Origin of the sequence: Kribbella sp. NBC_01505 (assembly GCF_045040285.1) — a bacterium.
GTDB lineage: Bacteria > Actinomycetota > Actinomycetes > Propionibacteriales > Kribbellaceae > Kribbella.
Genome location: NZ_CP109425.1, coordinates 1859234 through 1883134, shown reverse-complemented (window position 1 = coordinate 1883134; position 23901 = coordinate 1859234). Strand labels below are relative to the sequence as shown.

General features: G+C 67.6%; 24 protein-coding genes and 1 tRNA gene. 17 read left to right on the top strand and 8 right to left on the bottom strand.

The genetic code is table 11. From position 1 onward, the window contains the following. Positions 1 to 2 precede the first annotated feature (2 nt). A complete protein-coding gene (locus OG474_RS08575; protein ID WP_405061690.1) occupies positions 3 to 551 on the bottom strand; it encodes a 5-formyltetrahydrofolate cyclo-ligase in 549 nt (182 codons plus the stop codon). Positions 552 to 697: 146 nt separating this feature from the next. Between OG474_RS08575 and OG474_RS08570 the strand changes: the two genes are divergently transcribed. The 8 genes from OG474_RS08570 to OG474_RS08535 all read left to right on the top strand — a co-directional run bounded on the left by OG474_RS08570 (position 698) and on the right by OG474_RS08535 (position 6503). Beyond that, a complete protein-coding gene (locus OG474_RS08570; protein WP_405061689.1) occupies positions 698 to 2086 on the top strand; it encodes a UTP--glucose-1-phosphate uridylyltransferase in 1389 nt (462 codons plus the stop codon). Then, entirely contained in the window at positions 2086 to 2589 is a 504-nt protein-coding gene (locus OG474_RS08565) for a GNAT family N-acetyltransferase (protein ID WP_405061688.1), read from the top strand. Before OG474_RS08570 ends, OG474_RS08565 begins: the two co-directional genes overlap by 1 nt. Before the next feature lie 64 nt (positions 2590 to 2653). Continuing rightward, positions 2654 to 3880, top strand: coding sequence for a gephyrin-like molybdotransferase Glp (gene glp / locus OG474_RS08560; RefSeq protein WP_405061687.1), 1227 nt, complete (start codon positions 2654 to 2656; stop codon positions 3878 to 3880). Continuing rightward, a complete protein-coding gene (moaC, locus tag OG474_RS08555; RefSeq protein ID WP_405061686.1) occupies positions 3877 to 4356 on the top strand; it encodes a cyclic pyranopterin monophosphate synthase MoaC in 480 nt (159 codons plus the stop codon). Before glp ends, moaC begins: the two co-directional genes overlap by 4 nt. Further along, the gene (locus OG474_RS08550; protein ID WP_405061685.1) at positions 4353 to 4841 is read left to right on the top strand and encodes a molybdenum cofactor biosynthesis protein B; all 489 of its coding nucleotides are present in this window, start codon (positions 4353 to 4355) and stop codon (positions 4839 to 4841) included. Before moaC ends, OG474_RS08550 begins: the two co-directional genes overlap by 4 nt. Further along, positions 4841 to 5458, top strand: coding sequence for a GNAT family N-acetyltransferase (locus tag OG474_RS08545; protein WP_405061684.1), 618 nt, complete (start codon positions 4841 to 4843; stop codon positions 5456 to 5458). Before OG474_RS08550 ends, OG474_RS08545 begins: the two co-directional genes overlap by 1 nt. A gap of 97 nt (positions 5459 to 5555) precedes the next feature. Beyond that, complete coding sequence (locus OG474_RS08540) at positions 5556 to 6356, top strand: hypothetical protein (protein WP_405061683.1); 801 nt, start codon at positions 5556 to 5558, stop codon at positions 6354 to 6356. 74 nt (positions 6357 to 6430) lie between these two features. After that, positions 6431 to 6503, top strand: a tRNA-Ala gene (locus tag OG474_RS08535). Positions 6504 to 7017: 514 nt separating this feature from the next. On the opposite strand, the gene OG474_RS08530 is transcribed toward OG474_RS08535, so the two are convergent. The 5 genes from OG474_RS08530 to OG474_RS08510 all read right to left on the bottom strand — a co-directional run bounded on the left by OG474_RS08530 (position 7018) and on the right by OG474_RS08510 (position 11509). Continuing rightward, positions 7018 to 7608, bottom strand: a complete 591-nt coding sequence (locus OG474_RS08530) for a nucleotidyltransferase domain-containing protein (RefSeq protein WP_405061682.1) — start codon at positions 7606 to 7608, stop codon at positions 7018 to 7020. Positions 7609 to 7785: 177 nt separating this feature from the next. Beyond that, positions 7786 to 8859, bottom strand: coding sequence for an ABC transporter substrate-binding protein (locus tag OG474_RS08525; protein WP_405061681.1), 1074 nt, complete (start codon positions 8857 to 8859; stop codon positions 7786 to 7788). Positions 8860 to 8891: 32 nt separating this feature from the next. Next, entirely contained in the window at positions 8892 to 9329 is a 438-nt protein-coding gene (locus OG474_RS08520) for a DUF6069 family protein (protein WP_405061680.1), read from the bottom strand. 57 nt (positions 9330 to 9386) lie between these two features. Then, positions 9387 to 10823: a sensor histidine kinase gene (locus OG474_RS08515; protein WP_405061679.1), complete on the bottom strand. Its 1437-nt coding sequence runs from the start codon at positions 10821 to 10823 to the stop codon at positions 9387 to 9389. Next, on the bottom strand, positions 10823 to 11509 hold the full coding sequence (locus OG474_RS08510; protein WP_405061678.1) for a response regulator transcription factor: 687 nt from the start codon (positions 11507 to 11509) through the stop codon (positions 10823 to 10825). The genes OG474_RS08515 and OG474_RS08510 overlap by 1 nt, the downstream gene beginning before the upstream one ends. A 182-nt stretch (positions 11510 to 11691) precedes the next feature. On the opposite strand from OG474_RS08510, the gene OG474_RS08505 reads away from it, so the two are divergent. After that, positions 11692 to 12120 (top strand): DUF6069 family protein, encoded by a 429-nt coding sequence (locus tag OG474_RS08505; RefSeq protein ID WP_405061677.1) that lies wholly within the window; start codon positions 11692 to 11694, stop codon positions 12118 to 12120. A 181-nt stretch (positions 12121 to 12301) separates the two neighbouring features. Here OG474_RS08505 and OG474_RS08500 read toward each other — a convergent pair whose 3' ends face one another. Beyond that, positions 12302 to 12787 carry a GNAT family N-acetyltransferase gene (locus tag OG474_RS08500; protein WP_405061676.1) on the bottom strand — a complete coding sequence of 162 codons (486 nt, stop codon included), beginning with the start codon at positions 12785 to 12787 and terminating at the stop codon, positions 12302 to 12304. Positions 12788 to 12880: 93 nt separating this feature from the next. On the opposite strand from OG474_RS08500, the gene OG474_RS08495 reads away from it, so the two are divergent. From OG474_RS08495 to OG474_RS08470, 6 genes are all read left to right on the top strand, one after another. Beyond that, positions 12881 to 13288 (top strand): Fur family transcriptional regulator, encoded by a 408-nt coding sequence (locus tag OG474_RS08495; protein WP_405064553.1) that lies wholly within the window; start codon positions 12881 to 12883, stop codon positions 13286 to 13288. 37 nt (positions 13289 to 13325) lie between these two features. Further along, positions 13326 to 15566, top strand: a complete 2241-nt coding sequence (gene katG, locus OG474_RS08490) for a catalase/peroxidase HPI (protein WP_405061675.1) — start codon at positions 13326 to 13328, stop codon at positions 15564 to 15566. A 93-nt stretch (positions 15567 to 15659) separates the two neighbouring features. Next, positions 15660 to 16178, top strand: coding sequence for a helix-turn-helix domain-containing protein (locus OG474_RS08485; protein WP_405061674.1), 519 nt, complete (start codon positions 15660 to 15662; stop codon positions 16176 to 16178). Between the two features lie 560 nt (positions 16179 to 16738). Continuing rightward, positions 16739 to 18175: a GuaB1 family IMP dehydrogenase-related protein gene (locus tag OG474_RS08480; protein WP_405061673.1), complete on the top strand. Its 1437-nt coding sequence runs from the start codon at positions 16739 to 16741 to the stop codon at positions 18173 to 18175. A 451-nt stretch (positions 18176 to 18626) separates the two neighbouring features. Further along, entirely contained in the window at positions 18627 to 18926 is a 300-nt protein-coding gene (locus OG474_RS08475) for a hypothetical protein (RefSeq protein WP_405061672.1), read from the top strand. Then, positions 18919 to 20823 (top strand): hypothetical protein, encoded by a 1905-nt coding sequence (locus OG474_RS08470; protein WP_405061671.1) that lies wholly within the window; start codon positions 18919 to 18921, stop codon positions 20821 to 20823. The genes OG474_RS08475 and OG474_RS08470 overlap by 8 nt, the downstream gene beginning before the upstream one ends. Here OG474_RS08470 and OG474_RS08465 read toward each other — a convergent pair. Then, positions 20812 to 22041 (bottom strand): hypothetical protein, encoded by a 1230-nt coding sequence (locus tag OG474_RS08465; protein ID WP_405061670.1) that lies wholly within the window; start codon positions 22039 to 22041, stop codon positions 20812 to 20814. The genes OG474_RS08470 and OG474_RS08465 overlap by 12 nt on opposite strands. A 55-nt stretch (positions 22042 to 22096) precedes the next feature. Between OG474_RS08465 and OG474_RS08460 the strand changes: the two genes are divergently transcribed. Next, positions 22097 to 22873, top strand: a complete 777-nt coding sequence (locus tag OG474_RS08460) for a hypothetical protein (RefSeq protein ID WP_405061669.1) — start codon at positions 22097 to 22099, stop codon at positions 22871 to 22873. Positions 22874 to 22904: 31 nt separating this feature from the next. Next, positions 22905 to 23888 (top strand): response regulator transcription factor, encoded by a 984-nt coding sequence (locus OG474_RS08455; RefSeq protein ID WP_405061668.1) that lies wholly within the window; start codon positions 22905 to 22907, stop codon positions 23886 to 23888. Positions 23889 to 23901 lie beyond the last annotated feature (13 nt).

Sequence of the window (23901 nt, the reverse complement as noted above, 5' to 3'; positions counted from 1 at the left end):
CGTTAGGTCAGTGGGATCAGTCCACTCGGTGTGAGCGCCGAGTGGACGAGCTGGTCGTGCGGATCGGACGGCAGCGAGTCGACGACCTCGGAGTCGTAGACGGCCGCCCAGATCGGCGTACCGGGGGTGACTCTGGCCAGTGCCCGGTCGTAGGAGCCACCGCCACGACCCAGCCGTACGCCGTCTCGCGCGACCGCCACCGCCGGGCAGATGATCAGCTCGGCGGTGCTGATCGCTACTGGGCCCAGATCGGTCCGGGGCTCGGACATTCCGAGGCGTCCGGGGACCAGGTCGGCCGCTCCGGGCGCTACACCCCAGCCGAGGTCGTTGTCGGCGTACAGGATCGGTAGCAGCACCTCATGGTTGCTCGCGAGCAGCCAGTCGATCAGTCCGCCGGTCTGCGGTTCCGGGCCCATCGAGACGTACAGGGCGATCCGCCGTGCGTTCAGCACGGCCGGTAGGGAGCGGGCACCTGGCAGCAGGTCCTCAGCGGGCCTCGCCTTGCGGGCGGAGAGGAAGTGCTGCCGCGCTACAACCTTCGACGCGAACACGCGTTGATAGTAGGCGGCGTGACGCGGTTAACACCCCGATTGCCCCGTGTCCCCTAGGGTTGTGTCATGAGTGAGCGCAGCGAGCGAACAAAAGGTAGAGCTGAGTTCTCACTCTTGGTGGAGCCGAGCGCCAGCGAGGTGGAAGCATGAGTGAGGCGGGGTTACGGCAGGCTCAGGAGAAGATGCGTGCGGCTGGTGCGGCTGAGGTCGCCATCCGCGTGTTCACCCACTACTACCGGATGTTGGAGTCCGGTCAGCAGGGGGCGATCCGCGAGGCGGACATCGAGCCGGTAGGTGACCTGCCGCACCTGGACCACCTCGATCCCGATCCCGAGGCGATGCGGGCCGCACTGGCCGAGACCGTGGTGATCAAGCTCAACGGCGGCCTCGGTACGTCGATGGGCGTGACCGGACCGAAGTCGGCACTGCCGGTCAAGGACGGTCTGAGCTTCCTCGACATCATCGCCCGGCAGATCCTGAGCACCCGGCGCAAGTACGACGTACCGCTGCCGCTGGTGCTGATGAACTCCTTCCGCACCAAGGAGGAGTCCCTGCAGATCCTGAGCGAGTACGACGGTCTGGCGATCGACGGACTGCCACTGGGCTTCCTGCAGAACATGGAACCCAAACTGCTCGCCGAGGACCTCACGCCGGCCGAGTGGGAGCCGGATCCGGAGCTGGCGTGGTGCCCGCCCGGCCACGGCGACCTGTTCACCGCACTGGTCGCCTCCGGCACGCTGGACGCGCTGCGCGAGCACGGCTTCCGGCATGCGTTCATCTCGAACGCCGACAACCTCGGTGCGACCGCGGACCCGCGGATCGCCGCTTGGATGGCCGAGCACGACGTGCCGTTCGGGATGGAGGTCTGCCGACGGACCCGGTCCGACCGCAAGGGCGGGCACGTGGCGATCCGCAAGTCCGACGGCCGGCTGATCCTGCGGGACAGCGCGCAGGTCGCCGAAGGGGAAGCGCAGTACTTCCAGGACGTCACCCGGCACCGCACGTTCAACACCAACAACCTGTGGATCGACCTGGACCGGCTGGCCGACCTGATGGACGGTCACGACGGCATCCTCGGGCTCCCGATCATGGTGAACCGCAAGACCGTCGACCCGGCCGACCCCGGCTCACCGAAGGTGATCCAGCTGGAGACCGGGATGGGGACCGCGATCGAGACCTTCGAGGGCTCGCAGGCGGTGATCGTGGACCGCAGCCGGTTCAAGCCGGTGAAGACCACGAACGACCTGCTCGTACTGCGCTCGGACGTCTACGAGCTGGACGACGCGGGCGACCTCACCACGACGCACGAAGGTGACGAGCCGTACGTCGATCTGGATCCGGAGTACTTCAAGATCCTGGCCGACTTCGACACCCGCTTCGTGGCCGGAGCGCCTTCGCTGGTCCGGGCGGACCGGCTCGAGGTGCGGGGCGACGTGGTGTTCGGCAAGGACGTGACAGTGATCGGTGAGGTCGAGATCGAGGCGCCTGCGGGCGAGCGGCGGCTGATTCCGGACGGGACGGTTCTCGAAGGCTGATGAAGTACCTTCCCCGCCCCACCGCCCCGGTCGACGACCTGCTGATCCGGCCGCTGGAGCCGTACGACACTGACGAGGCTGCGCAGGTCTGGTGGCGTTCGCGGCACGCTCCCGGAGCACAGCTGCCGCCTGCGATCCACAGTCCGGAGCAGGTCGAGACCTGGTTCGCTGATGTGCTGCTACCGGACGCACAGACCTGGGTGGCGCTCGACGACGGCCGGATCGTCGCTGTGCTGACACTGGACGGCGACGACCTCGACCAGCTGTACGTCGACCCGGAGCTGGCCGGTCGTGGCATCGGTTCGACCCTGGTCGACCTGGCCAAGGACCTGCGGCCCGGCGGGCTCGCACTGTGGACCTTCCAGACCAATCTGCGCGCCCAGGCGTTCTATGCCTTCCATGGCTTCACCGAGGTACGCCGTACCGACGGCGCGGCCAACGAGGAGCGCGCACCGGACGTCCGGATGGTGTGGGGTAAGCACCCGGAGGCACGCACCGACTGAGGGCATACCTGGTGATTCCCCGCCTACGGCGCGGAATCACCAGGCATGCCCTAAGGTCAGCCACGTGAAGCGGAGTGTGGAAGAGCATCTGGAGGCCGTGCTCGGGCGGGTGACCGCACTGCCGGCGTTCGACCAGCCGCTGATGGAGGCGCTCGGTCTGGTGCTTGCCGAGGACATCGTCTCCGGGGTGAGCTTGCCGGGGTTCGACAACTCGGCCATGGACGGGTACGCCGTTCGGGCCGAGGATCTGGCCGGTGCGACGGCGGAGTCACCAGTCACGTTGTCTGTGGTCGGTGAGCAGCGGGCCGGTCGGCCGGAGCCGACCATCGTCACACCGGGCAAGTGCATCCGGATCATGACCGGTGCGCCGATGCCGCGTGGCGCGGACAGCGTCGTACAGGTGGAGTGGACCGACGGTGGCACGGTCGACGTGCGGATCAACCAGCAGCCGTCCCTTGGCGCATCGGTACGGCGGTTCGGTGAGGACGTGAAGGCCGGGCAGCAGGTGCTGGACCGGGACACCATGCTCGGGCCGCGGCAGATCGCCGTACTGGCTGCAGTGGGCCGTGCTCGGGTCAAGGCGCGACCGCGGCCGCGGGTCGTCGTGATCTCCACCGGGTCAGAGCTGCGTGAGCTGGGCTCCGCTCTGGGCGATGGACAGATCTACGACTCGAACAGCTACACCATGGCCGCGTGTGCTCGGGACGCCGGCGCTGAGGTGTACCGGGTCGGAGTGGTCGATGACGACCCGAAGAAGATCATGGACACGCTGAACGACCAGCTGTCCCGTGCGGACCTGGTGATCACCACCGGTGGTGTCAGCAAGGGCGCGTACGACGTGGTGAAAGAGGTGCTGGCCAAGACGGGCACTGTCGACTTCCCAGAGGTCGCCATGCAGCCCGGGAAGCCGCAGGGCTTCGGAGTGCTCGGTCCAGACGAGGTGCCGATCTTCACGCTGCCCGGGAACCCGGTGTCGGCGTATGTCTCGTTCGAGGTCTTCGTCCGGCCCGCACTGCGCAAGCTGATGGGCCAGATGCCGTACCAGCGCAGTCTTACGCGCGGAGTGGCTCTGGACGAGTTCAAGTCACCGTCCGGACGGCGACAGTTCGTCCGCGCAGCGGCCAGGTTCGGTGACGAGGGCTGGATGGCCAGTACAGTCGGCGGGCACGGCTCACACCTGCTCGGCGGGCTGAGCCGGGCGAACGCCCTGATCGTGGTACCGGAGGACGTGACGTCGGTCCGGGCCGGTGACCAGGTGGAGCTCTTGCTGCTGGACGAGGAGACCGGATGACGCAGGACCGGGGGCTGACCCACGTCGACGAGACGGGGGCGGCACGGATGGTGGACGTGTCCGCCAAGGACACGAGCGCCCGACGAGCTGTTGCCTCTGGCAAGGTTCTGGTCTCGGCCGAGGTGGTCGAGGCGCTGCGCGGCGACGGTGTCCCGAAGGGCGACGCCCTCGCGGTCGCGCGGATCGCCGGGATCATGGGGGCCAAGCGGACGCCGGACCTGGTCCCGCTGTGTCACCCGATCGCGATCACCGGCGCCAAGGTGGACCTCGAGGTGGCGGACGACGCCGTACTGATCACGGCGGCTGTGAAGACCACTGATCGGACCGGTGTCGAGATGGAGGCGCTGACCGCGGTGGCTGTGGCCGGGCTTGCGGTGATCGACATGGTGAAGGCGCTGGACCCGGCTGCGGTGCTGTCCGACGTACGCGTCGAGCGCAAAGAGGGTGGCAAGACCGGACTCTGGGAGCGCTCGTGAAGGCGCTGGTGGTGAGCGTGTCCAACCGGGCCGCTGCTGGCGTGTACAGCGACACCACTGGTCCACTGATCGCGGAGCGGTTGGCTGAGTGGGGTTTCGAGGTGTCCGGGCCGCAGGTCGTGCCGGATGGTGCACCGGTCGGTGAGGCGCTGCGTGCTGCGGTCGCTGCGGCGTACGACGTCGTACTGACGACAGGTGGCACGGGGATCTCGCCGACCGACCGGACACCCGAGGAGACGGCCGCGGTCGTCGACAAGGTCGTGCCGGGGGTTGCGGAGTCGATCCGCGCGTACGGCGTGGCGAACGGCGTGCCGACGGCCGCACTGTCGCGTGGGCTCGCCGGAGTGGCCGGTACGACGGTCATCGTGAACCTGCCGGGATCGCGTGGTGGGGTGAAGGACGGTCTCGCCGTACTGGAGCCGCTGTTGCGGCATGCGGTGGAGCAGGTGCGCGGCGGGGACCACGTGCGGACGGATACCGACTGATGGCAATCGTGCACTGGCCTGTCGAGCTCCAGCACGGACAGGTCGCACTCCGACCGCTGCGCGCCGGCGACGGCGCCGAGTGGGCCGCGGCTCGGCAGCGCAACATCAGCTGGCTCCGGCCATGGGACGCGACCCAGCCGCCCGGTGCGGACGACGGTGCACGCACCTTCCGAGCCATGGCGCGTGACTGGAACCGGCAAGCGCGGTACGGCCGGATGCTGCCCTTCGTCATCACGTACGGCGGCGCGGCGGGCGCAGGTGCCCGGGCGAAGTGGCCGCTGGTCGGCCAGCTCACGGTCTCCGGCATCACCTACGGCTCGGCCCGCTGGGCGAACCTCGGCTACTGGGTCGACGAGCAGTACGCCGGTCGCGGAATCGTGCCGACCGCGGTCGCACTGGCCGCCGACCACTGCTGGTTCACGCTCGGACTGCACCGCATCGAGGTGGCGATCCGGCCCGAGAACAAGGCCAGCCTGCGGGTCGTGGAGAAGCTCGGTTTCCGCTACGAAGGGGAGCGGCCGCGCTTCCTGCACATCGACGGCGACTGGCGCGACCACCGCATCTTCGCGCTCAACAGCGAGGAAGTCGGACCCGGTCTGGTCTCCCGTTTGCAGTGACTACGCTCCGTACTGTTCACATCAGTCACAGGAGTCTTCTTGCGACACACCGCCCCACGTACCCCATCTGACACGCGCTGGGTCTTAGCGTCATCGCATGGGGACGACAGGACTGATCTATGTGGCGATCGTCGCCGCGTGGGCTGCCTATCTCGTCCCGATGATGCTGAAGCGGAACGACGAGGCCAGGCGCCGCACGTCGGTGCCGTCGACATCCGACGCGCGCGTCCTGTCCCGCGACCCGTCGACCACCCGGTACGCCGTCCGGCCACCGGGCGCGGTAGAGGTTCCTGACGCCGAGGCCGCCGACGACCTGTCGCCACCGAAGCGCTACGTCCCCAACCGAGCCCGCCGGGTGGCCGCTATGCGCCGCCGGCGGGTGCTGTCGATCCTGACCCTTTCACTGCTGTCGGTCACGGCACTGGCCGGCCTCGGCATGCTCCTGTGGTGGACCGTCGCGATCCCCGGCAGCCTCATCGTCGGCTTCGTGATCCTCACCCGCGTCCAGCTCCGCCGCCAGGCCCGCGACCGCGCCCGCCTCGCGGCGGACCGCCGTACCCGCGAACAGTCCCACCACGACCGCGGCCCGGCCGGTAAGCCCGCCCCGTCCCCCGACGACGAGCTCACCATCGAGGTCAAGCTCCCCGCCGAACCCGCCCCGGTCGTCGAGAAGCCCGCCGCGTCCACCGAAGGCCTGTGGGACCCGGTGCCCGTCACCCTGCCCATGTACGTGATGAAGGAGAAGGCACCGGACCGCACCGTCCGCACCATCTCCCTCACCGACGACGAAGTCTTCTCCAGCGCCCGTACGACGGACCCCGCGGAGAAGCCGTTCGTCGCCGAAACCCCGCCCCCCGCGGTCGAGGAACCCGAGGTCAAGCGAGCCGTCGGCGACTGAGAACCGGTTTCAGAGTCCGGGGTCGAACGTGTTAGAGTTTCGCGGTCGCCAGGGAAACCATGGCGGCCCGATTTGGGGCTTTGGCGCAGTTGGTAGCGCGCTTCGTTCGCAACGAAGAGGTCAGGGGTTCGAATCCCCTAAGCTCCACGAAGTCGATGGGCGAGGTGTGCGGCGCTGTTCCAGCGCTCGCCGCCTCGCCTTCGTCATTTGTGCGCCTGCGCTTCGCTTGGCGCGGGCGGGGGCTTCGCCACCCGCACCCCCTACGGCCTCGCTTCGCATCGGCCGCTTGGTGGGGGCTGGGGTGCGCTCTCCAGTTTCCGGTCCGTGGCGGGGGCTGGGGTGCGCTCTCCAGTTTCCGGTCCGTGGTGGGGGCTGGGGTGCGCTGTCCAGTTGCCGGATGTGGTCGCCTTCGCTTCGCTCGGCTGCCGATGTAGCGGCCACCTGGTCCGGCGCTTCAGGGTGGCCGGTCATCGTCCGAGGGGCACGACCTCGATCGCAAGTGCCACCAGTGTGCGCGCCCGGCGAACGAGAGGTTCGGCCTTGGTCGCGGCCTGCTGCAGGGGTGTATCGCATGGCGGCAAGGTTGGCTTCGGCCGAGGCGAGATACTCCTCGGCCTTCTTGAGGAAGCTCTCGCGTGGTTTCGCTGCTCTGCGGTGGCCATCAGGCGGCTCCGGGCTCGACTCGCGGCTTGGCGCCGAACAGCGCGACGCCGTCCCGAAGGATGTCGCCGACGACAGGCTCTCCCGACGCAGCCAGCCGGTGGAAGTCGGCTTCGGTCAGGACGAGGACATCGCAATTATTGCCGAGATGCCTACGGACGTTGTCCTCGAGCTCAACGCGATTGTCCCAGTCGGGCGGCGCAATGACCGCCAGGTCGATATCACTGTCCGGCGTTCCCTCTCCGCGAGCGATCGACCCGAAGAGGAGGACCGCCTGTACGTCGTCGTCGGTCACCTCGATGATCGCCTCCCGCAGGGCTGCTACCGGATCCAGTAGCAGCCGCAGCGGAGCCACGGAGGCGTGCTCCTCGTTGATGGTGTGTACGCCGGCCCGCCCGATGGTCTGGGTCTCAACCAGGCCAAGCCTGGCCAGCAATTTCAGAGATTGTTGGACAGTCCATAGGCTGTAGTCGTCGCTGAGCAGGCCATGGATCTGTCGCCCGGTCATGGGGGTATCGGTGCGCAGCAGGGTCGCGAGCACTGCACCACCTGCCCCGGGGATGATCCCGCCGAACGGCTCGTTGAAGAACATGTGACCAAAATACCAGTCATATGAAAGGGAGGCCAATCATATGACTGGTTGCGTCGGCGAGTAATCCCACTCTCCATACTCGCCGACCGCATCGGTCCAGGCCTCCCCCGGAAGGCGACCCGTGTACCCCGAGAACGGGGTCGGGTCGCGTTCGTCGTGTCGTACGGCGTTACCTCGTTAGCTGGAGGGGTTGATGAAGGTGTTGATCAGGGCTCGGTAGCGTTCTACGGCGGCTCGGTTGCGGATGAAGTCGCGGAAGCCGGTGAGGGGGGTGTTGTAGTCGGTGATGCGGCCGGCGGGGACTGCGACGTCGCGGCGGCTTGACCATTGCAGGACTGTGCTTTGGCGTTCGACGCTCAACTGCCAGGCCAGGTAGAGCTTGGCGGCGGCTGGGTGGCGGGCGGTGCGGAGGATGGCGGCTGTTCGGGGCCAGCTCATGAACTGGTCGGTTTTCGGGGGGATGTATTGGACGGTGGCGGGGGTCAGCGGGGAGACGTTGGCGAGGCTGGCGGTGCGTTGGCCGCTGGCGAGGATCGCGTTGGTGGTGGGGGAGTTCTCGACGATCAGGGGGCGTTGCTCCATGAAGCGCTCCATGTAGCGCAGGCCGTATTTCTGCGTCACCAGGTAGAACGCGAACAGGACGGCGTCGTCCGCGGTGGGGTCCGGGACCACGATCTTGTCGCGGAACGCGGGGGCCAGGAAGTCGACGGCGTCGCGGGGGCGCTCGGCCTCGGAGAGGAGGGACGTGTTGACGACGCGACCGAAGGATTGGGCGCTGATGCCGATGAAGGTGTCGTCGGGATCCCGGTACTGCTTGAAGACCTCCTGCGCGCCCGGGGGCCGGTACGGCAGCAGTGCGTTCTGGGCCTTCCAGTGCTCGAAGTCGTACAGGGTCTGCAGCTGAATGACATCCGGTTCCAGACCGCCGAGCGCCAGTTGGCGGTCGACAAGGGCGCTGTGCTCGGTGCTGTAGCGGACCTTGATGACGGTGTCGATTCCGGGGAAGGCGGTCATGAACGCCTGACGTGTCCGGTCCTCCTGAGTGGGTACGCTCCCGCCGGCCCAGACGACGAGCCCGCCGCCCTCGGCGAGCGCAGCGCGGTACAGCTTCTGCAGAGCGGCCTCGTCGCTACCGCCGGCCGCGAAGGCGCTGGTCTGGTTGAGGGCCAGGGCGCTCACGCCGACCGCCCCGGCAGCGCCGTACTTGAGAATGGTGCGCCGTCCGATGGTCGCGGGGTCAGGATTGTTCAACGTGCTCTCCAATATCTCGCTGGGTAGGGATGTCAACGGGCCGGTCGCGCCGGCGCGATCCGGGTGAGGGAGAAGTAGGCGGCCAGTCCGACAACGACGTGCATCACGATCAGTACGGCGACGCCGGCCGGGGACTGCCCGGTCACCAGCAGCGCGATGTCGGCGAGCATCGAGACCGGTACGACGATGACGGCCAGCCTGCGCAGCAGGTCGACCGGCTTGGCGGCCTTGGCGGCGATGACCGACCAGGCGACCGAGGCGCCGACAATCCCGAAGAACGTCAACGACACATACGCCACCGGCTGGAACCCCTTGAAATCATCGGGAACCGAGAAGGCTGCCTTCCCGATCAGCGCCAGCAGGGTGTTGCCAAGGCTGGCCACGACGATCGCCAGTACGGCGGCGCCGGCGAGCCTGCCGGGATGCGGGGAGCGGGTCCGAAGACCGTCCGCCGCGGAGAGGGTAGTCACGGAAGAACCTCCTGGGAGTCGGCCGGTTTCTCCGGACCGTTCTCCCAGGAAAAGGCGTCAGCCTCTGAACGACATCGGTGTCACCTCAGAGTCAGCTGAGAACTCGGCGACCGGGGCCGCGGGGATCAACACCCGCAACCAGGCGCCGCCGTGATGTGGGACCACGGTCGCGGAACCCTGATGGGCAGCGACGATCGCGGCCACGATGCTGAGCCCGAGGCCGCTGCCTTCCCCGGTGCCCGCGACGCGATGCCGGGCCGTGTCGGCACGATAGAAGCGCTCGAACACCTTGTCCGCCTGGTCGGCTGCGATCCCCGGCCCCTGGTCGATCACGTCCACAACTTCGTCGTACCCGCTCCGGCTGACCCGCACCTCGGCCGCGGTGCCGGCCGGCGTATGCGCACGGACGTTGGCCAGCAGGTTCCCCAGCACCTGGCTCAGCCGATGCTCGTCACCCACGACTGGATGCGCGCCAGGCTCGATGAGCAGCGTCAGCGACCGATCCGGATCAGCAGCCCTGGCATTCTGTACGGCGGCCGTGACCAGCTCGGCGAGATCCAGTTCGACCCGGTCGAGTGGGCGCCCCTGGTCGAGTCGCGCGAGCAGGAGCAGTTCGTCGACCAGGCTGGTCATCCGGTGGGTCTCGTCCTCGACCCGGCGCATCGCGTCGTCGAGCTGCTCGGGCTCGCTCAGCGCACCCTTCCGGACGAGCTGGGCATATCCCGTGATCGCGGTCAGCGGCGTACGGAGCTCATGACCGGCATCCGCGACGAACCGCCGCAGCCGGTCCTCGGCCAACTGCCGCTGCGTGAACGCGTGCTCGATCCGGCCGAGCATCTGGTTCATCGACTGTCCGAGTACGGCGACCTCGGTCGGCGCCCCGGCGAGCTCGACCCGGTGGGACAGCTCCCCGTCGGCGATCCGCGTAGCCGTGGCGGACATCGTGTCCAGCGGCTTCAGCACGAACCTGCTCACTCCGACCGCGAGTGCCACGGCCAGTGCCAGCGCTATCAGCGTGACCGCGAGCTCGATGACGATCAGCCGGTAGACGACAGCATCCGACCAGGCCGTGGATTCCGACACCAGCAGGTAGCGCCCGCCGGGGAGGGCCGCGACCTGAATCCGATAGTCGTCCCCCGCGGTGACGGTCAACGGAGCACCCGCGGCCGCATACCGCGCGAGGTCTGCGACGGGCGGCGTCGGCAGAGTCTGTACGGCGCCCGCGTGCGAGAGTTGATTGCCTGTGGCATCGATCACGGCGATCGAGCAGTTACCTGCCTCGGCCGGGATCGACAACAACTGCCCGTCCGGGCCCAGCGTCCGCTGGTTGGCCGCCAACGCGATGTTCAGCTGCTGGTCGGTCCGCTGATGCAGGTAGGACCGCAGTGCCGTCACGCCGACGATGGCCGCCGCTGCGAGACCGATCGCCGTCACCGCGAGCACGCCGGCCAACAGCCTGCTGCGCAGCGATCGCAACCACGGTCGCCTCGCCATCAGGTCGCCGTACGGAGCAAGTAACCGGCGCCGCGAACCGTCCGGATCAGCTGGCCGTCCGGCCCGTCCAGTTTGCGCCGCAGGTAGTAGACGTAGGTCTCGACGATGCCCGAATCGCCCTGGAAGTCGAATTTCCACACGTGGTCGAGGATCTGCGCCTTCGACAGGACCCGGCCCGCGTTGAGCATCAGGTAGTGCAGCAGCTGGAACTCCGTCGCGGACAGGTCCACCAGCTCGCCGCCGCTCCACACCTCGTGGGTATCCGGATCGAGCTCCACCCGCCCTGCCCGAAGCCGCTCGCCGGCCTGTCGAACGCTCCGGCCCCGCTTCAGCAACACGTTGATCCGGGCAACGAGCTCGTCCAGGTCGAACGGCTTGGTCACGTAGTCGTCACCCCCGAGGGTGAGCCCGGCGACCTTGTCCTCCCGGGCGTCGCGCGCCGTCAGGAACAGAACCGGCGCATCGACCCCGTCCCTGCGCAACCGCCGGCAGACCTCGAACCCGTCCAGATCCGGCAGCATCACATCCAGCACGATCACCTCGGGCCGGAACTCGCGAGCCTGCTCAAGCGCCTCACTACCCGTGGCCGCGGACGCGACGTCGAAACCGGCGAACCGCAAGGTCGTGGTCAGCATGGCGAGAATGTTCTCCTCGTCGTCCACCACCAGCACTCTGGTTTCCGGCATGATCATCTTCCCCGTTGGACAGCAGTCCTCCCCACGATAAACACCGAACCTCAGAGTCAGCTCAGAACCTGCCCGGCAGGTTGCCAGCGGACTCACAGGAAACCCGGAGGGGGCTCGGAGGGTGGGGCGGTTTGCTGGGGCAACGATCCGGTGACGTGCCGGACGACTTCCAGGAGGACTCCATGACTACCGTGCCCGCGGTCGCTGGTCTTCGCTCACGCGCCCCGCAGTTCGCCAAGCTCGCCGGCGCCGCCGTACTGGCCGTTGTGGTGGCTTGTTCGGTGAACACGTTGCTCGCGCTGATCGCCAAGGCGGTGTTCTCGGTTCCCGATGATTTCAAGGGGTTCCAGCCGGTCGCCTACGTGTCGCTGACGTTCCTCGGGATCGTCGGGGCCTCGGTCGCCTGGTCGCTGATCGCCGCGAGGGCCGCCAAGCCTGTCGAGCTGCTGGGCAAGCTCGCGCTGATCATCGTGCCGGTGACGATGCTCGCCGACCTCGCCCTGCTCCTGAGCGGCCAGTCGCCGGCCGGCGTCGCCGTACTGGCTCTGATGCACGTGGTCGTCGGGGTATCGGCGTACACCAGCTTGACCCGGCTCGCCCCGCCCCGCTAGCCGCTTCAGACCCCCCAGAAGGCGTCTTCCACGGGCTGGTTCTCGCCGATGAGCCAGATTTCGGCGATCAGGTCGCCTTCGGCGCGGAAGATGTCGACGCCGTGCTGGTCGAGGTCCGGGAGGCCGTCGCGCTGGGCGGTGAAGCGGACGGTGGTGGAGACGAGGTCGCCGGATTCGGTGGTCAGGGCGAAGGTGTTGTTGCTGAGGGCAAAGAAGCGGCCGAGGTGGGCGACGATGGCTTCGGGTCCGGTGTGGTCGCCGATGAGCGGGTACTCCGCCGCATCAGCAACGACTGACCGACCTCGTCGGTGAAACCCCAGCGGCGGTAGAAGGGGATGAGGCCGGGCTGGCAGACCAGTTCGATGCTGCGGACCTCCTGCAGGGACGGATGCGACACGATCGCCTCCAGCAAGGTCGCCCCGTGGCCGCTGCCGCGGGTGTCGGGCGAGACGACCACATCGAGGATCAGGGCGACCTGGGTGTAGTCGGTGAGGACCCGGGCGAAGCCGACCAGGTTGTCCTCCGCGAGAACGGCCAGCACCAGGTCCGACTCGGCCAGGATCCGCGTGGTCTCCGCCGGGGTGCGGTCGGTCAGCCACCAGGCCGAGCGGAAGAGAGCGGCTAGATCCGGTAGGTGGCGGGGTTCGATGTGATCGACGACGGTCATGGGTCCAGTCTCGTATTGAGACCGCCGGTCGGTGCTGCGGCAGGTAATCTTGACTCATTCCAGAAAAGGCGGAAGACTGCGGGGGTGCCGACCGTGGAGGAGCTCCAGCAGTTACTGCGCGGGAGCGAGCTGCGCGTGACGCGGCCGCGGGTCGCGGTGCTGCACGCGGTCTACACGCACCCGCACGCCGACACGGACTCGTTGATCGGGGCCGTGCGCAACGAACTGCCGGAGGTCTCGCATCAGGCGGTCTACGACTCGCTGCACACGTTGACCGCGGCCGGGCTGGTACGCCGGATCCAGCCGCTCGGCTCCGTCGCGCGGTACGAGTCGCGGGTGGGCGACAACCACCACCATGTCGTGTGCCGCACCTGCGGTGCCATTGCCGATGTTGATTGTGCGGTGGGGCACGCGCCCTGCCTGCACGCGTCCGACGACCACGGGTTCGTGATCGACGAGGCTGAGGTCATCTACTGGGGGCTCTGCCCCGACTGTGCTTGACCTTGTGTGAAAAACGTCCAGTCCTGGAAGGATTCAGATGTCCGACAACCATGAGCCGCACGAGCCCCTGCCCGGTGAAGGCAGCGAGGAAAGCCGCGGCGAAGACAACGCGCAGGCCTCGGGTGGCTGCCCGGTGGCCCACGGTCAGGGTGCGCAGCCGACCTCGGGCGACGCCAACCGGGCCTGGTGGCCGAACCAGCTGAACCTGAAGATCCTGGCCAAGAACCCGGCGGTGACCAACCCGCTGGACGCCGACTTCGACTACGCCGAGGCGTTCCAGAGCCTGGACCTGGCCGCGGTGAAGGCGGACATCCTCGCCGTACTGACCACGTCGCAGGACTGGTGGCCGGCCGACTTCGGGCACTACGGCCCGCTGATGATCCGGATGGCCTGGCACAGCGCCGGCACGTACCGGATCAGCGACGGCCGCGGTGGCGCGGGCGCCGGGCAGCAGCGGTTCGCGCCGCTGAACAGCTGGCCGGACAACGCCAACCTGGACAAGGCCCGCCGGCTGCTCTGGCCGGTGAAGAAGAAGTACGGCCAGAAGATCTCCTGGGCCGACCTGCTGATCCTGACCGGCAACGTGTCGCTGGAGTCGATGGGCTTCAAGACCTTCGGGTACGCCGGTGGCCGCGAGGACGTGTGGGAGCCGGAGACCGACGTCTACTGGGGCCCCGAGACGGGCTGGCTGGACGACGAGCGTTACAGCGGTGACCGCGAGCTGCAGAAGCCGCTGGGCGCCGTACAGATGGGTCTCATCTATGTGAACCCGGAAGGCCCGAACGGCAACCCGGACCCGCTCGCCTCGGCGCGCGACATCCGCGAGACCTTCGGCCGGATGGCGATGAACGACGAGGAGACCGTCGCGCTGATCGCCGGTGGTCACACCTTCGGCAAGACGCACGGCGCCGGGAACGCCGAGGAGCACGTCGGGGTCGAGCCCGAGGGCGCCGACCTCGAGCACCAGGGCCTCGGCTGGAAGAGCACGTTCAACTCCGGCAAGGGCAAGGACGCGATCACCAGCGGCCTCGAGGTCACCTGGACCACCACGCCGGCCAAGTGGGGCAACGACTTCTTCGAGATCCTGTTCGGCTACGAGTGGGAGCTGATCAAGTCCCCCTCCGGTGCGAACCAGTGGGTCGCGAAGGACGCCGAGGCGATCATCCCGGACGCGTACGACGGTCCGAAGAAGAAGCCGATGATGCTGACGACCGACCTGGCGCTGCGCGTCGACCCGGTCTACGAGGAGATCTCGCGCCGGTTCAAGGACAACCCGGACCAGTTCGCGGACGCGTTCGCCCGCGCCTGGTTCAAGCTGACCCACCGCGACATGGGCCCGATCGTCCGCTACCTCGGCGCCGAGGTCCCGGCCGAGACGCTGATCTGGCAGGACCCGGTCCCGGCCGTCGACCACGAGCTGGTCAGCGCGGACGACGTCGACGTACTGAAGGCGCAGATCGCGGCCTCCGGCCTGTCGGTGTCGCAGCTCGTCTCGACCGCTTGGGCCGCCGCGTCCAGCTTTCGCGGTAGCGACAAGCGCGGTGGCGCGAACGGCGCCCGCATCCGCCTGCAGCCGCAGGCCGGCTGGGAGGTCAACAACCCCGACCAGCTCGCCCAGGTACTGCGTACGCTCGAAGGCATCCAGTCCTCGTTCGGGAAGGCCATCTCGCTGGCCGACCTGATCGTGCTCGCCGGTGGTGTCGGTGTCGAGATCGCGGCCAAGAACGCCGGCACGGACATCGTCGTACCGTTCACCCCGGGCCGCACGGACGCCTCCCTGGAGCAGACCGACGTCGACTCCTTCGAGGCCCTCGAGCCGGTCGCCGACGGCTTCCGTAACTACTACGGCAAGGGCAACCGCCTCCCCGCGGAGTACCTCCTCCTCGACCGGGCGAACCTGCTCACCCTGAGCGCTCCCGAGCTCACCGTCCTGGTCGGCGGCCTCCGGGTCCTCGGCACCAACTACGACGGCTCGGCGCACGGCGTCCTCACGGACAACCCGGGCACCCTCACCAACGACTTCTTCGCGAACCTGCTCGACCTGAGCACCGAGTGGAAGTCGACCGACGACAGCCAGGAGTTCTTCGAGGCCAAGGACTCCTCGGGCACCGTCAAGTGGACCGGCACCCGCGCCGACCTCGTCTTCGGCTCGAACTCCGAACTCCGCGCCGTCGCCGAGGTCTACGCCTCCGACGACGCCAAGTCCAAGTTCGTCACCGACTTCGTCGCCGCCTGGCACAAGGTCATGGAACTGGACCGCTTCGACCTCCACCGCTGAGGCCGGCCTGAAGGCGGCCGCTTCCTGCTCGCAGGGAGCGGCCGTCTTTTGAGTGGGTGAGGTATCCTTTTGGATACCTGGAGGTGATGGCTGATGCGACCTACCGACCTATTGTTGCGAGCCCGCAAGGCCGCCGGTCTGCGGCAGGCCGAGCTCGCTTGCCGGGCGGGGACGTCGCGGCCGACGCTCTCGGCGTACGAGCACGGCCGAAAGTCGCCGACGCTGGAGACTGCCGCCCGACTGCTTGCGGAGACTGGATTCGAGCTGGACATTCGGCAGCAGGTGGGATTCGTTGAGCACACCACGGCCAGGGGGCGCGTCCTGTCGGTGCCGACGCACCTGCCCCGGCTGGACATCAGTGCGGCGCTCGCCACGGTGACGCTGCCGTTGCATCTGAACTGGTCCGACCCTGGGCGGCAGTTCAAGCTACGTGACCGGGCCGACCGCGCGAGGGTGTATGAGACCGTCCTGCGTGAGGGTGGGGCGGAGGACATCCTGCAGTACGTCGACGGTGCTCTCCTGATCGACCTCTGGCCGGAGCTGGTCCTACCGCGCGAAGTCCGTGCGGCCTGGACCGACTTGATCGAGAACGCCGTCGGCCTCGCCGCATGACGAAGCGATAGCCCCGGGGCCTCGACTTCTCGAGGGCCGGGGCTTGGCGACGTACCGACTGCGCGGGACGCATCGGAAGTTCCGTGCGGCGGTGATTTCGGCAACACGAACGACAGCAGGTAGCTGCCGATCGCGGCACGGTCGTGCTGGGCGCAGGGGTGCAGTCATGCATAGGTAGGCGACGACCTGCTGTCCTTGGTGCGGTACCTGCACCCTCGTTGAGCGGTGAGGGAGACCAGTTGGCCGAGGTGGGCCGGCGGTGGTGGGCGGCACGAACGACAGCAGGTGGTCGGGCGTTGGGTGGCCGGGAGTGCAGACGCTGTAGGTGGGGGTGGCTCGGTGGGCGTGGACGGGTGTCGACGGAGCACGCACCTGCTGTCGTTGGTGCGGGCTGCCCTGTCCCGAGCGGTGCCGATGGTCCGAGGCCTCAGGCCTTACCGATCTGTCGGGGTTTCACGGCCGACTCTGTACTGCGGGGTTTCGGCGGGCCGGATTGCTTGTGGGGGTTGGGGGCGCGTGTCAGGCTGGCCGGGTTGTTGGCGTCGGCGAAGGGCACTGTTATGCGGTTTCATCATGGTCGGGAACCTGCGGGGGACCTGACGTTCAGTGATGTGTTCTTGGTGCCTGGGCGGTCTCGGGTTACCTCGCGGCTGGATGTTGATCTGGCGACCGGGGACGGGAGCGGGGCTTCGATTCCGGTGGTGGCGGCGAACATGACCGCGGTGTCGGGGCGGCGGATGGCGGAGACCATTGCCCGGTGTGGTGGGCTGGCGGTGATTCCGCAGGACATTCCGGTGGATGTGGTGGGCGAGGTTGTTGCCTGGGTCAAGGATCGGGATCCGGTGCACGACACGGCGTTGGTGTTGCCGCCGTCGGGGACGGTGGGGGAGGCGCTGAATCTGCTGCCGAAGCGGGGGCACGGGGCGGTGGTGGTTGTCGATCAGGGGCGGCCGGTGGGGGTAGTCACCGAGGCGGACTGTGCTGGGGTGGATCGGTTCACGCAGCTGGACGCGGTGATGTCGCGGGAGTTGCTGACGGTGCCGGCGGGGATCGATCCGGAGTCGGCGTTCAACCAGTTGCACGACGGGCGGCATCGGCTGGCGCCGGTGGTGGACGAGGCCGGGACGATCGTCGGGATCCTGACTCGGCAGCGGGCGCTCCGAGCGACGTTGTACGAACCGGCGCTGGACACGAACGGCAAGCTGCGAGTGGCAGCGGCGATCGGGATCAACGGTGATGTGGAGCAGCGGGCGAAGGCCTTGCTGGCCACGGGAATCGACGTACTGGTGATCGACACCGCGCACGGTCATCAGCAGCGGATGCTCGACGTGCTCCGGATGGTGAAGAGCCTCGGCCCCGAGGTGCCGATCGTCGCGGGCAACGTCGTGACGGCCGAGGGCGTGAGTGATCTCGTCGAGGCCGGCGCAGACATCATCAAGGTCGGCGTCGGACCGGGCGCCATGTGTACGACGCGGATGCAGACGGCTGTCGGACGCCCGCAGTTATCCGCCGTACTGGAATGCGCGACCCGAGCGCGTGAGCTGGGCAAACACGTCTGGGCGGACGGCGGCGTACGGCATCCTCGCGATGTCGCGCTCGCGTTGGCCGCCGGGGCTTCGAGCGTGATGATCGGCTCGTGGTTCGCCGGGACGTACGAGTCGCCCGGTGACGCGCACCGCGACAGCGACGGGCGGATCTACAAGGAGAGCTTCGGGATGGCGTCCGCCCGCGCGGTGCGGTTGCGGACGGCCGACGACACCCCGTTCCAGCGGGCCCGGAAGGCGATCTTCGAGGAGGGGATCTCGTCGGCGCGGATGTACCTCGACCCGGACAGCCCGAGCGTCGAGGACCTGCTCGACTCGATCGTCTCCGGAGTGCGCAGCTCCTGCACGTACGCCGGCGCTGCCAACCTGACCGAGTTCCACGAGAAGGCGGTCGTCGGCCTGCAGACGGCCGCCGGCTACGCGGAAGGCAAACCGACGAACACCAGCTGGTGACTCATCCGGCGGGTGAGGTTGAGGACACAACAACCTCATACGGAGAGCGATTGGCAGCCCGTGACCCCGGTGGCACTCTGTAGTCAGCAGGGGGGAGAGAACGCCGAGCACGCTGCAGGTGGCGTTCGATCCCGCAGGGGGAGAGCGGGATCGAGCGGGTGCAGGAAGTACGGCGTTCTGGACGTGGTCGCGGGTGTGGTCCGGAGTTCGACCGAGGCTTGGGAGGGCGACTCGGGAACTCTGCACCCCACCCGCGACTGCCGTCTCGGCCGATCGCGCACGGAGTCGCAGCCGCCAGCGGCGGCCGGTGCTTCGATTGCCGTTCTGGCCCGCCCCGGGATCACGAGTTCCCGCCTGACCCACAGCCGAAAGAGACGCCGAACGTTGCAGGAACGTGCAACAGATACTCGTGGTAGCAGCCTGCGCGCTCTTCGCGCTCTAAGGTTGCGGGATGGGGAATGTGCCGCATCCGCTTGCCACCTATCTCGTCGATCTGCAGAAATCGGTGCAGGAGGCGCAGCGACAGATGCAGGGGAAACTGGATCGACCGCACCAGAACTTTGCCGAGGGCAAGGTTTGGGCCGGGCCGGCGGCGGATCGATGGGGGACGCGGCTGAGCGATCAGCGAAGGTCGTACAACACCGAGCTGAGCAAGCTGGGCAACGAGGTCGCCGAGCGGCTCGCGAAGACGCCGCCGACCTGTACCGAGGACGAGGCCACCGACTGGAAACGGAGGCTGGGTCTTGCCTGAGCCACGCAAGGGTGACTTCGTCGGCATCGACCCGGTCGCGTTCAAGGCGATGAACGCCGACCTGGCGAGCGTCAAGGCGTTGATCGACGCGAAACTGCCCAAACTTCGGGCTGCCTTCACGCAGGCCGAGCTGTCGACCGGCCGGATCGAACGACTGGCCGCCGTGAGCCGTTGGATCGAATCGGAAATGCCGAGTCTGCGGCGCCGGCAGCTGCTGGCCGAGCAACTCAAGAAGGAAGCGCTGCAGTTCGGCCGGACCGGTGCCATGGTTCACAGCGACTGGACGGGCAGCTTCGTCTCCACCGAAGCTGCGGTTGCTCGCGCCAAGGAGCTGGCGGCTCAGTACAAGGATGGTGAACTACCCGCCGAAGCCTGGGACGAAATCGTCCGCAACCAGCACGACCCCGACTTCGCCGAGGCATTCGTCAAGGCGATCGGTCCCGACGCTGCCCGGATGCTGGCCGCGTCCAGTGGGAACCCGAAGGCCTGGGACGGAGGCAAGGACAAGAACGCCGCCAGTCATTACTCGGCGCTGGCGAGTCTGTTCGCGACGGCGAGTCACCGCGGCGTGATCACCGACGAGTGGCTCGACAAGTTCCCCGGGCTCGTCGATCTGATGCGCCAAGGCATCTGGGACAACAAGCTGCTCATTCACGTGGGTCAGCGTGCCTTGGACTCCAACCAGATGGACCCGGGCGGCAACACCCGCACGGCTGACATCCTTGCGATCGTGGCTCGTTCGCCGATTGCGGCCAACGTGCTCTACACCGCCAACTTCGCCAAGATTCAGCTCATGATCAGGGGCGAGTGGCCGGGCTGGATGGCCACCGACAGCCCAGCTCTCGGCGACCCGTTGGGAACCTTCGTCCGGTCGGCCACAGTCGATGCCCGTCCGATCATGGCTGCCCTCGGCGGCGTCAACGACGCAGAGCTTCTGACACAGCAGATCCTGCTCGACGTCCAGAAGAACCCCAGCCGTACGCCCTTCGCCGGAGTCCAGGACGCCTACACCGCGATCGTCTCGACCTACTTCGACGATCTCTACGCCTCCGTCTCCGGTGCGGTAGTACCGGAGTACTTCGAACATCCCGATGTGCAGCCGCCGGGCGTGAACGTGCCCCCGAAGGCATGGAACGCCATGGTCCAGCAGGCGATGTGGAATCCCGACAACGCGGCGCTGCTGACCGTCTTCTTCCAGGCGAAGACCAAGGAGAGGTCCGACGCGCTCGACGACCGGCTGGCTTATGACAAGAACGGGGCCGTCCAGTCCCCCGGGTCCGTCAGTCTCTCCAACTGGCAGAACGGGCAGTTCAGAGCCTGGTTCACCACGCAGTATGCCGCCGTACAAATCCTGGCAGCGAAAGAGGTCGCGGACTACAACGCCAAGGTTGAGAAGCGGGTGGGATACATCGTCGACACCGCGAGCTCGGCAGGTTTCGCCGCAGCGGGAGGCCCCGCCGGTGCTGCGGCCGCGGCAGGCAAGACCATTCAAGGTTTCGCGAAGAGCGCCGGTATCGCCGCGGTGAAGAAGGAGATCGCCAGCTGGTTCGCGCACGAGGTGCCGAAGTACCAGGCCAACCTCAACTGGACGTACAACACTCGTGCCTGGCAGTTGAAGGCGAACTCGCATCTCACCGACACCAAGGGCCGGTTCCCTGCGGTGGTCGATGCGGAGGGCCGAACCTGGACAGGCGACACCGCTTACTACGAGAAGCGGTACGGCGCGAAGTTCACCACGGGAGAAATCCCTCCGGTGGTTTTGGCGTCCGAGTCGATGTCGCCCGCTGCGCTACGTGCCTATGCCGCGTGGCTAGAGGATCCGGCTGTCCAAGCCGAGGTATGGCCGATGGCCGGTCCCGATATGCAGGGCGGCCCCAGCGGATCGTCAGGTGGGTAGTGAAACTCGGCCGATCAGCGAACGGCCATCTTGAGCGGTGATGAGCAGGTAGAGCCCCCCGCCGCCGATCGCCGCCGTGGAGACAGGCCAGCCTGCAGTTGTCACTGAGCCGTCGGGCTGCGCGAGACGAACGACCTTTTGCACCGGTTGTCCGTCGAACATCGTGACCGAAGAGTCGATGATCGCGGTCTGGCCAGGTGTGTACTGGCCTTTCCAGCGGAAGCCGGCGGGGATGTGTGTTCGGTTCTCCGCAGGCTGCAGCTCGACCGGCATCGCCACGTAGCCGCGGTCGACAGTGACGCCTGTATCGGTGATGAACTGGGGAAAAGCGTCTGCGGCGTCGCCCTCCCGAGCAAACGGTCGCTCACCGAGGGGCGCGGTCGAGGGGTCGCGGCGTCGAGCGACGCTGCGGACTGTTCCATCGGCGGAAAAGGCGAGTACACCACCTTCCGCGGCCGCGTAGATCGTTCCGTCCTCGCCTGTTGCGAGGCTCCGGAGTTGGAGGATTCCCGGCAGCGGCCACTCGAGTGACTTCGTCCCCTCCGGAGGTGCCACAGAGGCAAGCATTGCATCGCTGAACTTCTGCGGGCTCGGGAAGGGTTCGGGCGTTCCTGCGAGAGTCTCCACACGCCCGGCGCTCACCCGACGGAGCAATGCGATCTCCTGATGCTGAGCGGTGAAGTGGCGCAGCTCGCCGTAGACCAGGTTGCCCTGGGCGTCGACGGTGATTCCCGTGATGGTGCTGGCCGGGCCGAGTGCTGCTGAGCCGTCGGCCGTTGCCCCGGCTTTCCCATCACCGACCACCCGGACGGCGTCTCCGCTCGTCTCGATCCTCGAAACCATGCCGGCACTGCCGTCCGAATGCGAGATGTAGAGAGTTCCGTCCTTGGCGACGGCAAGCTCGGCCGCAGACGTGATTCCGCGGGTCACGAGGATCCGGTGTGCACTGCCGTCGGGCTTGATGACCCAGATGCTGACGCGGTTGTTTTCGGTGACGAGTAGGCGGATGGTGCCGTCGGCTCCGATGTCCAGGTCGCTGGGGCGGCCGGTGAGGGCCAGGTCCAAGGCTTTCGTGGCGTTCGGAGTGTTGCCGCCGCCGGCGACGATCTGGACTTCTTGGCCCGCGTCTTTTCCGGGGTCCTCGTCGGAACACGCGGTCAGAAGCAGCGCGACGGCCAAGCAGGGGATCGCGGTACGGCGCCAGGTCATAGCGGTCATGCTAGTTCTCCCCGGACAGTGGAAATGCAGTTGTGCACGGTGAGAGAGTCGAGACGTGCCGATCACCGAGCCGCTCGCCATCGTCTGTGACGAATCCGGGTATGAAGGCGAGAAGCTCGTCGGCGGCGTGACGGATGTCTTCGCGCACGCAAGCATCCGGCTGGACGAGGCGACCGCGGCAGCCTGCGTCGCCGAGCTGCGCGCCCGCATCAAGTCACCCGCCACCATGTACAAGGCGAACCACCTCCTGCGCTCGAAACACCGAGCCACCTTGCTCTGGTTCCTCGGCCCGGACGGCCCGCTGCCCGGCAACGCCAGTGTGTTCGTGATCGACAAGACCTACTTCTTGATCACCGGCCTGGTCGACCTCCTCGGCGCACGCCCCGAGACCACCACCTTCCTGTACGACGCGCACCGCCGTACCGAGCGAGCCCGCGAATTCCTGGACGCGGCCAACGACTTCATCCGCGCCCAGGAGACCGCCGTACTCCCACGACTCGACCCGCTCCTCCCCGCGATCATCCGAGCCGCCGAACACTGGAGCGACGGCACCCCGGTCCTGATCGCCCACGACCGCCAGACCACCCTGTCCCCACCCCGCATCGCCGCCCTCCGCCAGGCATCCCCGGCGATCGCCGCGATCGAGCAGCTCGACTCCTTCGTCGACCACCGCGTGCAGATCGCCGACTTCCTGGCAGGCATCACCTACCGGATCCTTTCCGGCCGGTTGCACGGGAACGACGACCCCGAGGTCGTCGCCGCGCTCACCCCGTACCTCGATCCGCAGTCACTGTGGACGACGCCTTGGCTTTCGGCGGTGCCTTCGGCATGATCGGTGCTTGATCGATAGAGCAGGAGGCGATGTGCCGGTAGACGGACCGCCCCCGCTCAGGGTTGATGCCGAGACCGCGATCATCCTGCGCGAGGCCTATCACAAGATCGCTGCCCTGACCCGCAATGATCACTACGGGTTGTACGACTACGTGCGGGTTGTGGTCGCGAAGGTCGCCAAGGTGGACGCGTTCTACGTCGGCTTCGTGCACGGGTCCAGCAAGGTGCGCTATCCGTACGGGTACGACGACGGCCGGTACGTCGATCCCGATACGCACAGCTTCGGGCCGCAGGGGCAGACGGCGTGGTTGCTGAAGCACCGGCAGACGTATCGGTTCGCGTATGACAACGGGGTCGCGCTGCATGCCGGCGTACCGATCGGTGCGGTGGGGCGGCGGTCGGAGGATGCCGTGACGGTGCCGATCTTCCGGTCGGTGAAGGACGGCGCGGATCAGGTGTTCGGGATGTTGTCGATGCAGAGCTACGAGCCGCGCTCGTACGACGACAACGCGGTCCGGGCGTTCGAGTGGATCGCCGGTGTGGTCGGGCGGGTGCTGACCCGGGAGGGGGAGGATCGGGACGCGCTGCGGCGACTGCCGGCCGGGGACGTCGGGCCGGGATTGCTGACGTCGGATCACGTGATGGAGTACCTCACCCATCGGATCGCGTCGATCCGGGAGATCGCGGCGGAGGCGATGACGGCGGACAGCGTGCCGGCGGAGGTGCAGGGGCATCTGGTCCGGATCGTCGAGACGACCGAGCACATCCAGTCCGAGCTGATCGAGATGCTGATGGAGACCGACGAAGGCCCGGAACGGCGGTTCGCCGGGCTGACGAAGGCTCAGCAGGGGATCGCGGTGCTGCTGGCGGACGGGCTGGACAACGATCAGCTGGCGGCCGAGCTCGGGATCAGCCTGAACACGGTGAAGACCCATCTGAGCGCGATCCTGCGCAAGTACGGGATGGCGCACCGGGCCCAGGTGGCCGATGACGTGCGGAAATACCTCGCACCGTAGACATACTTGAACT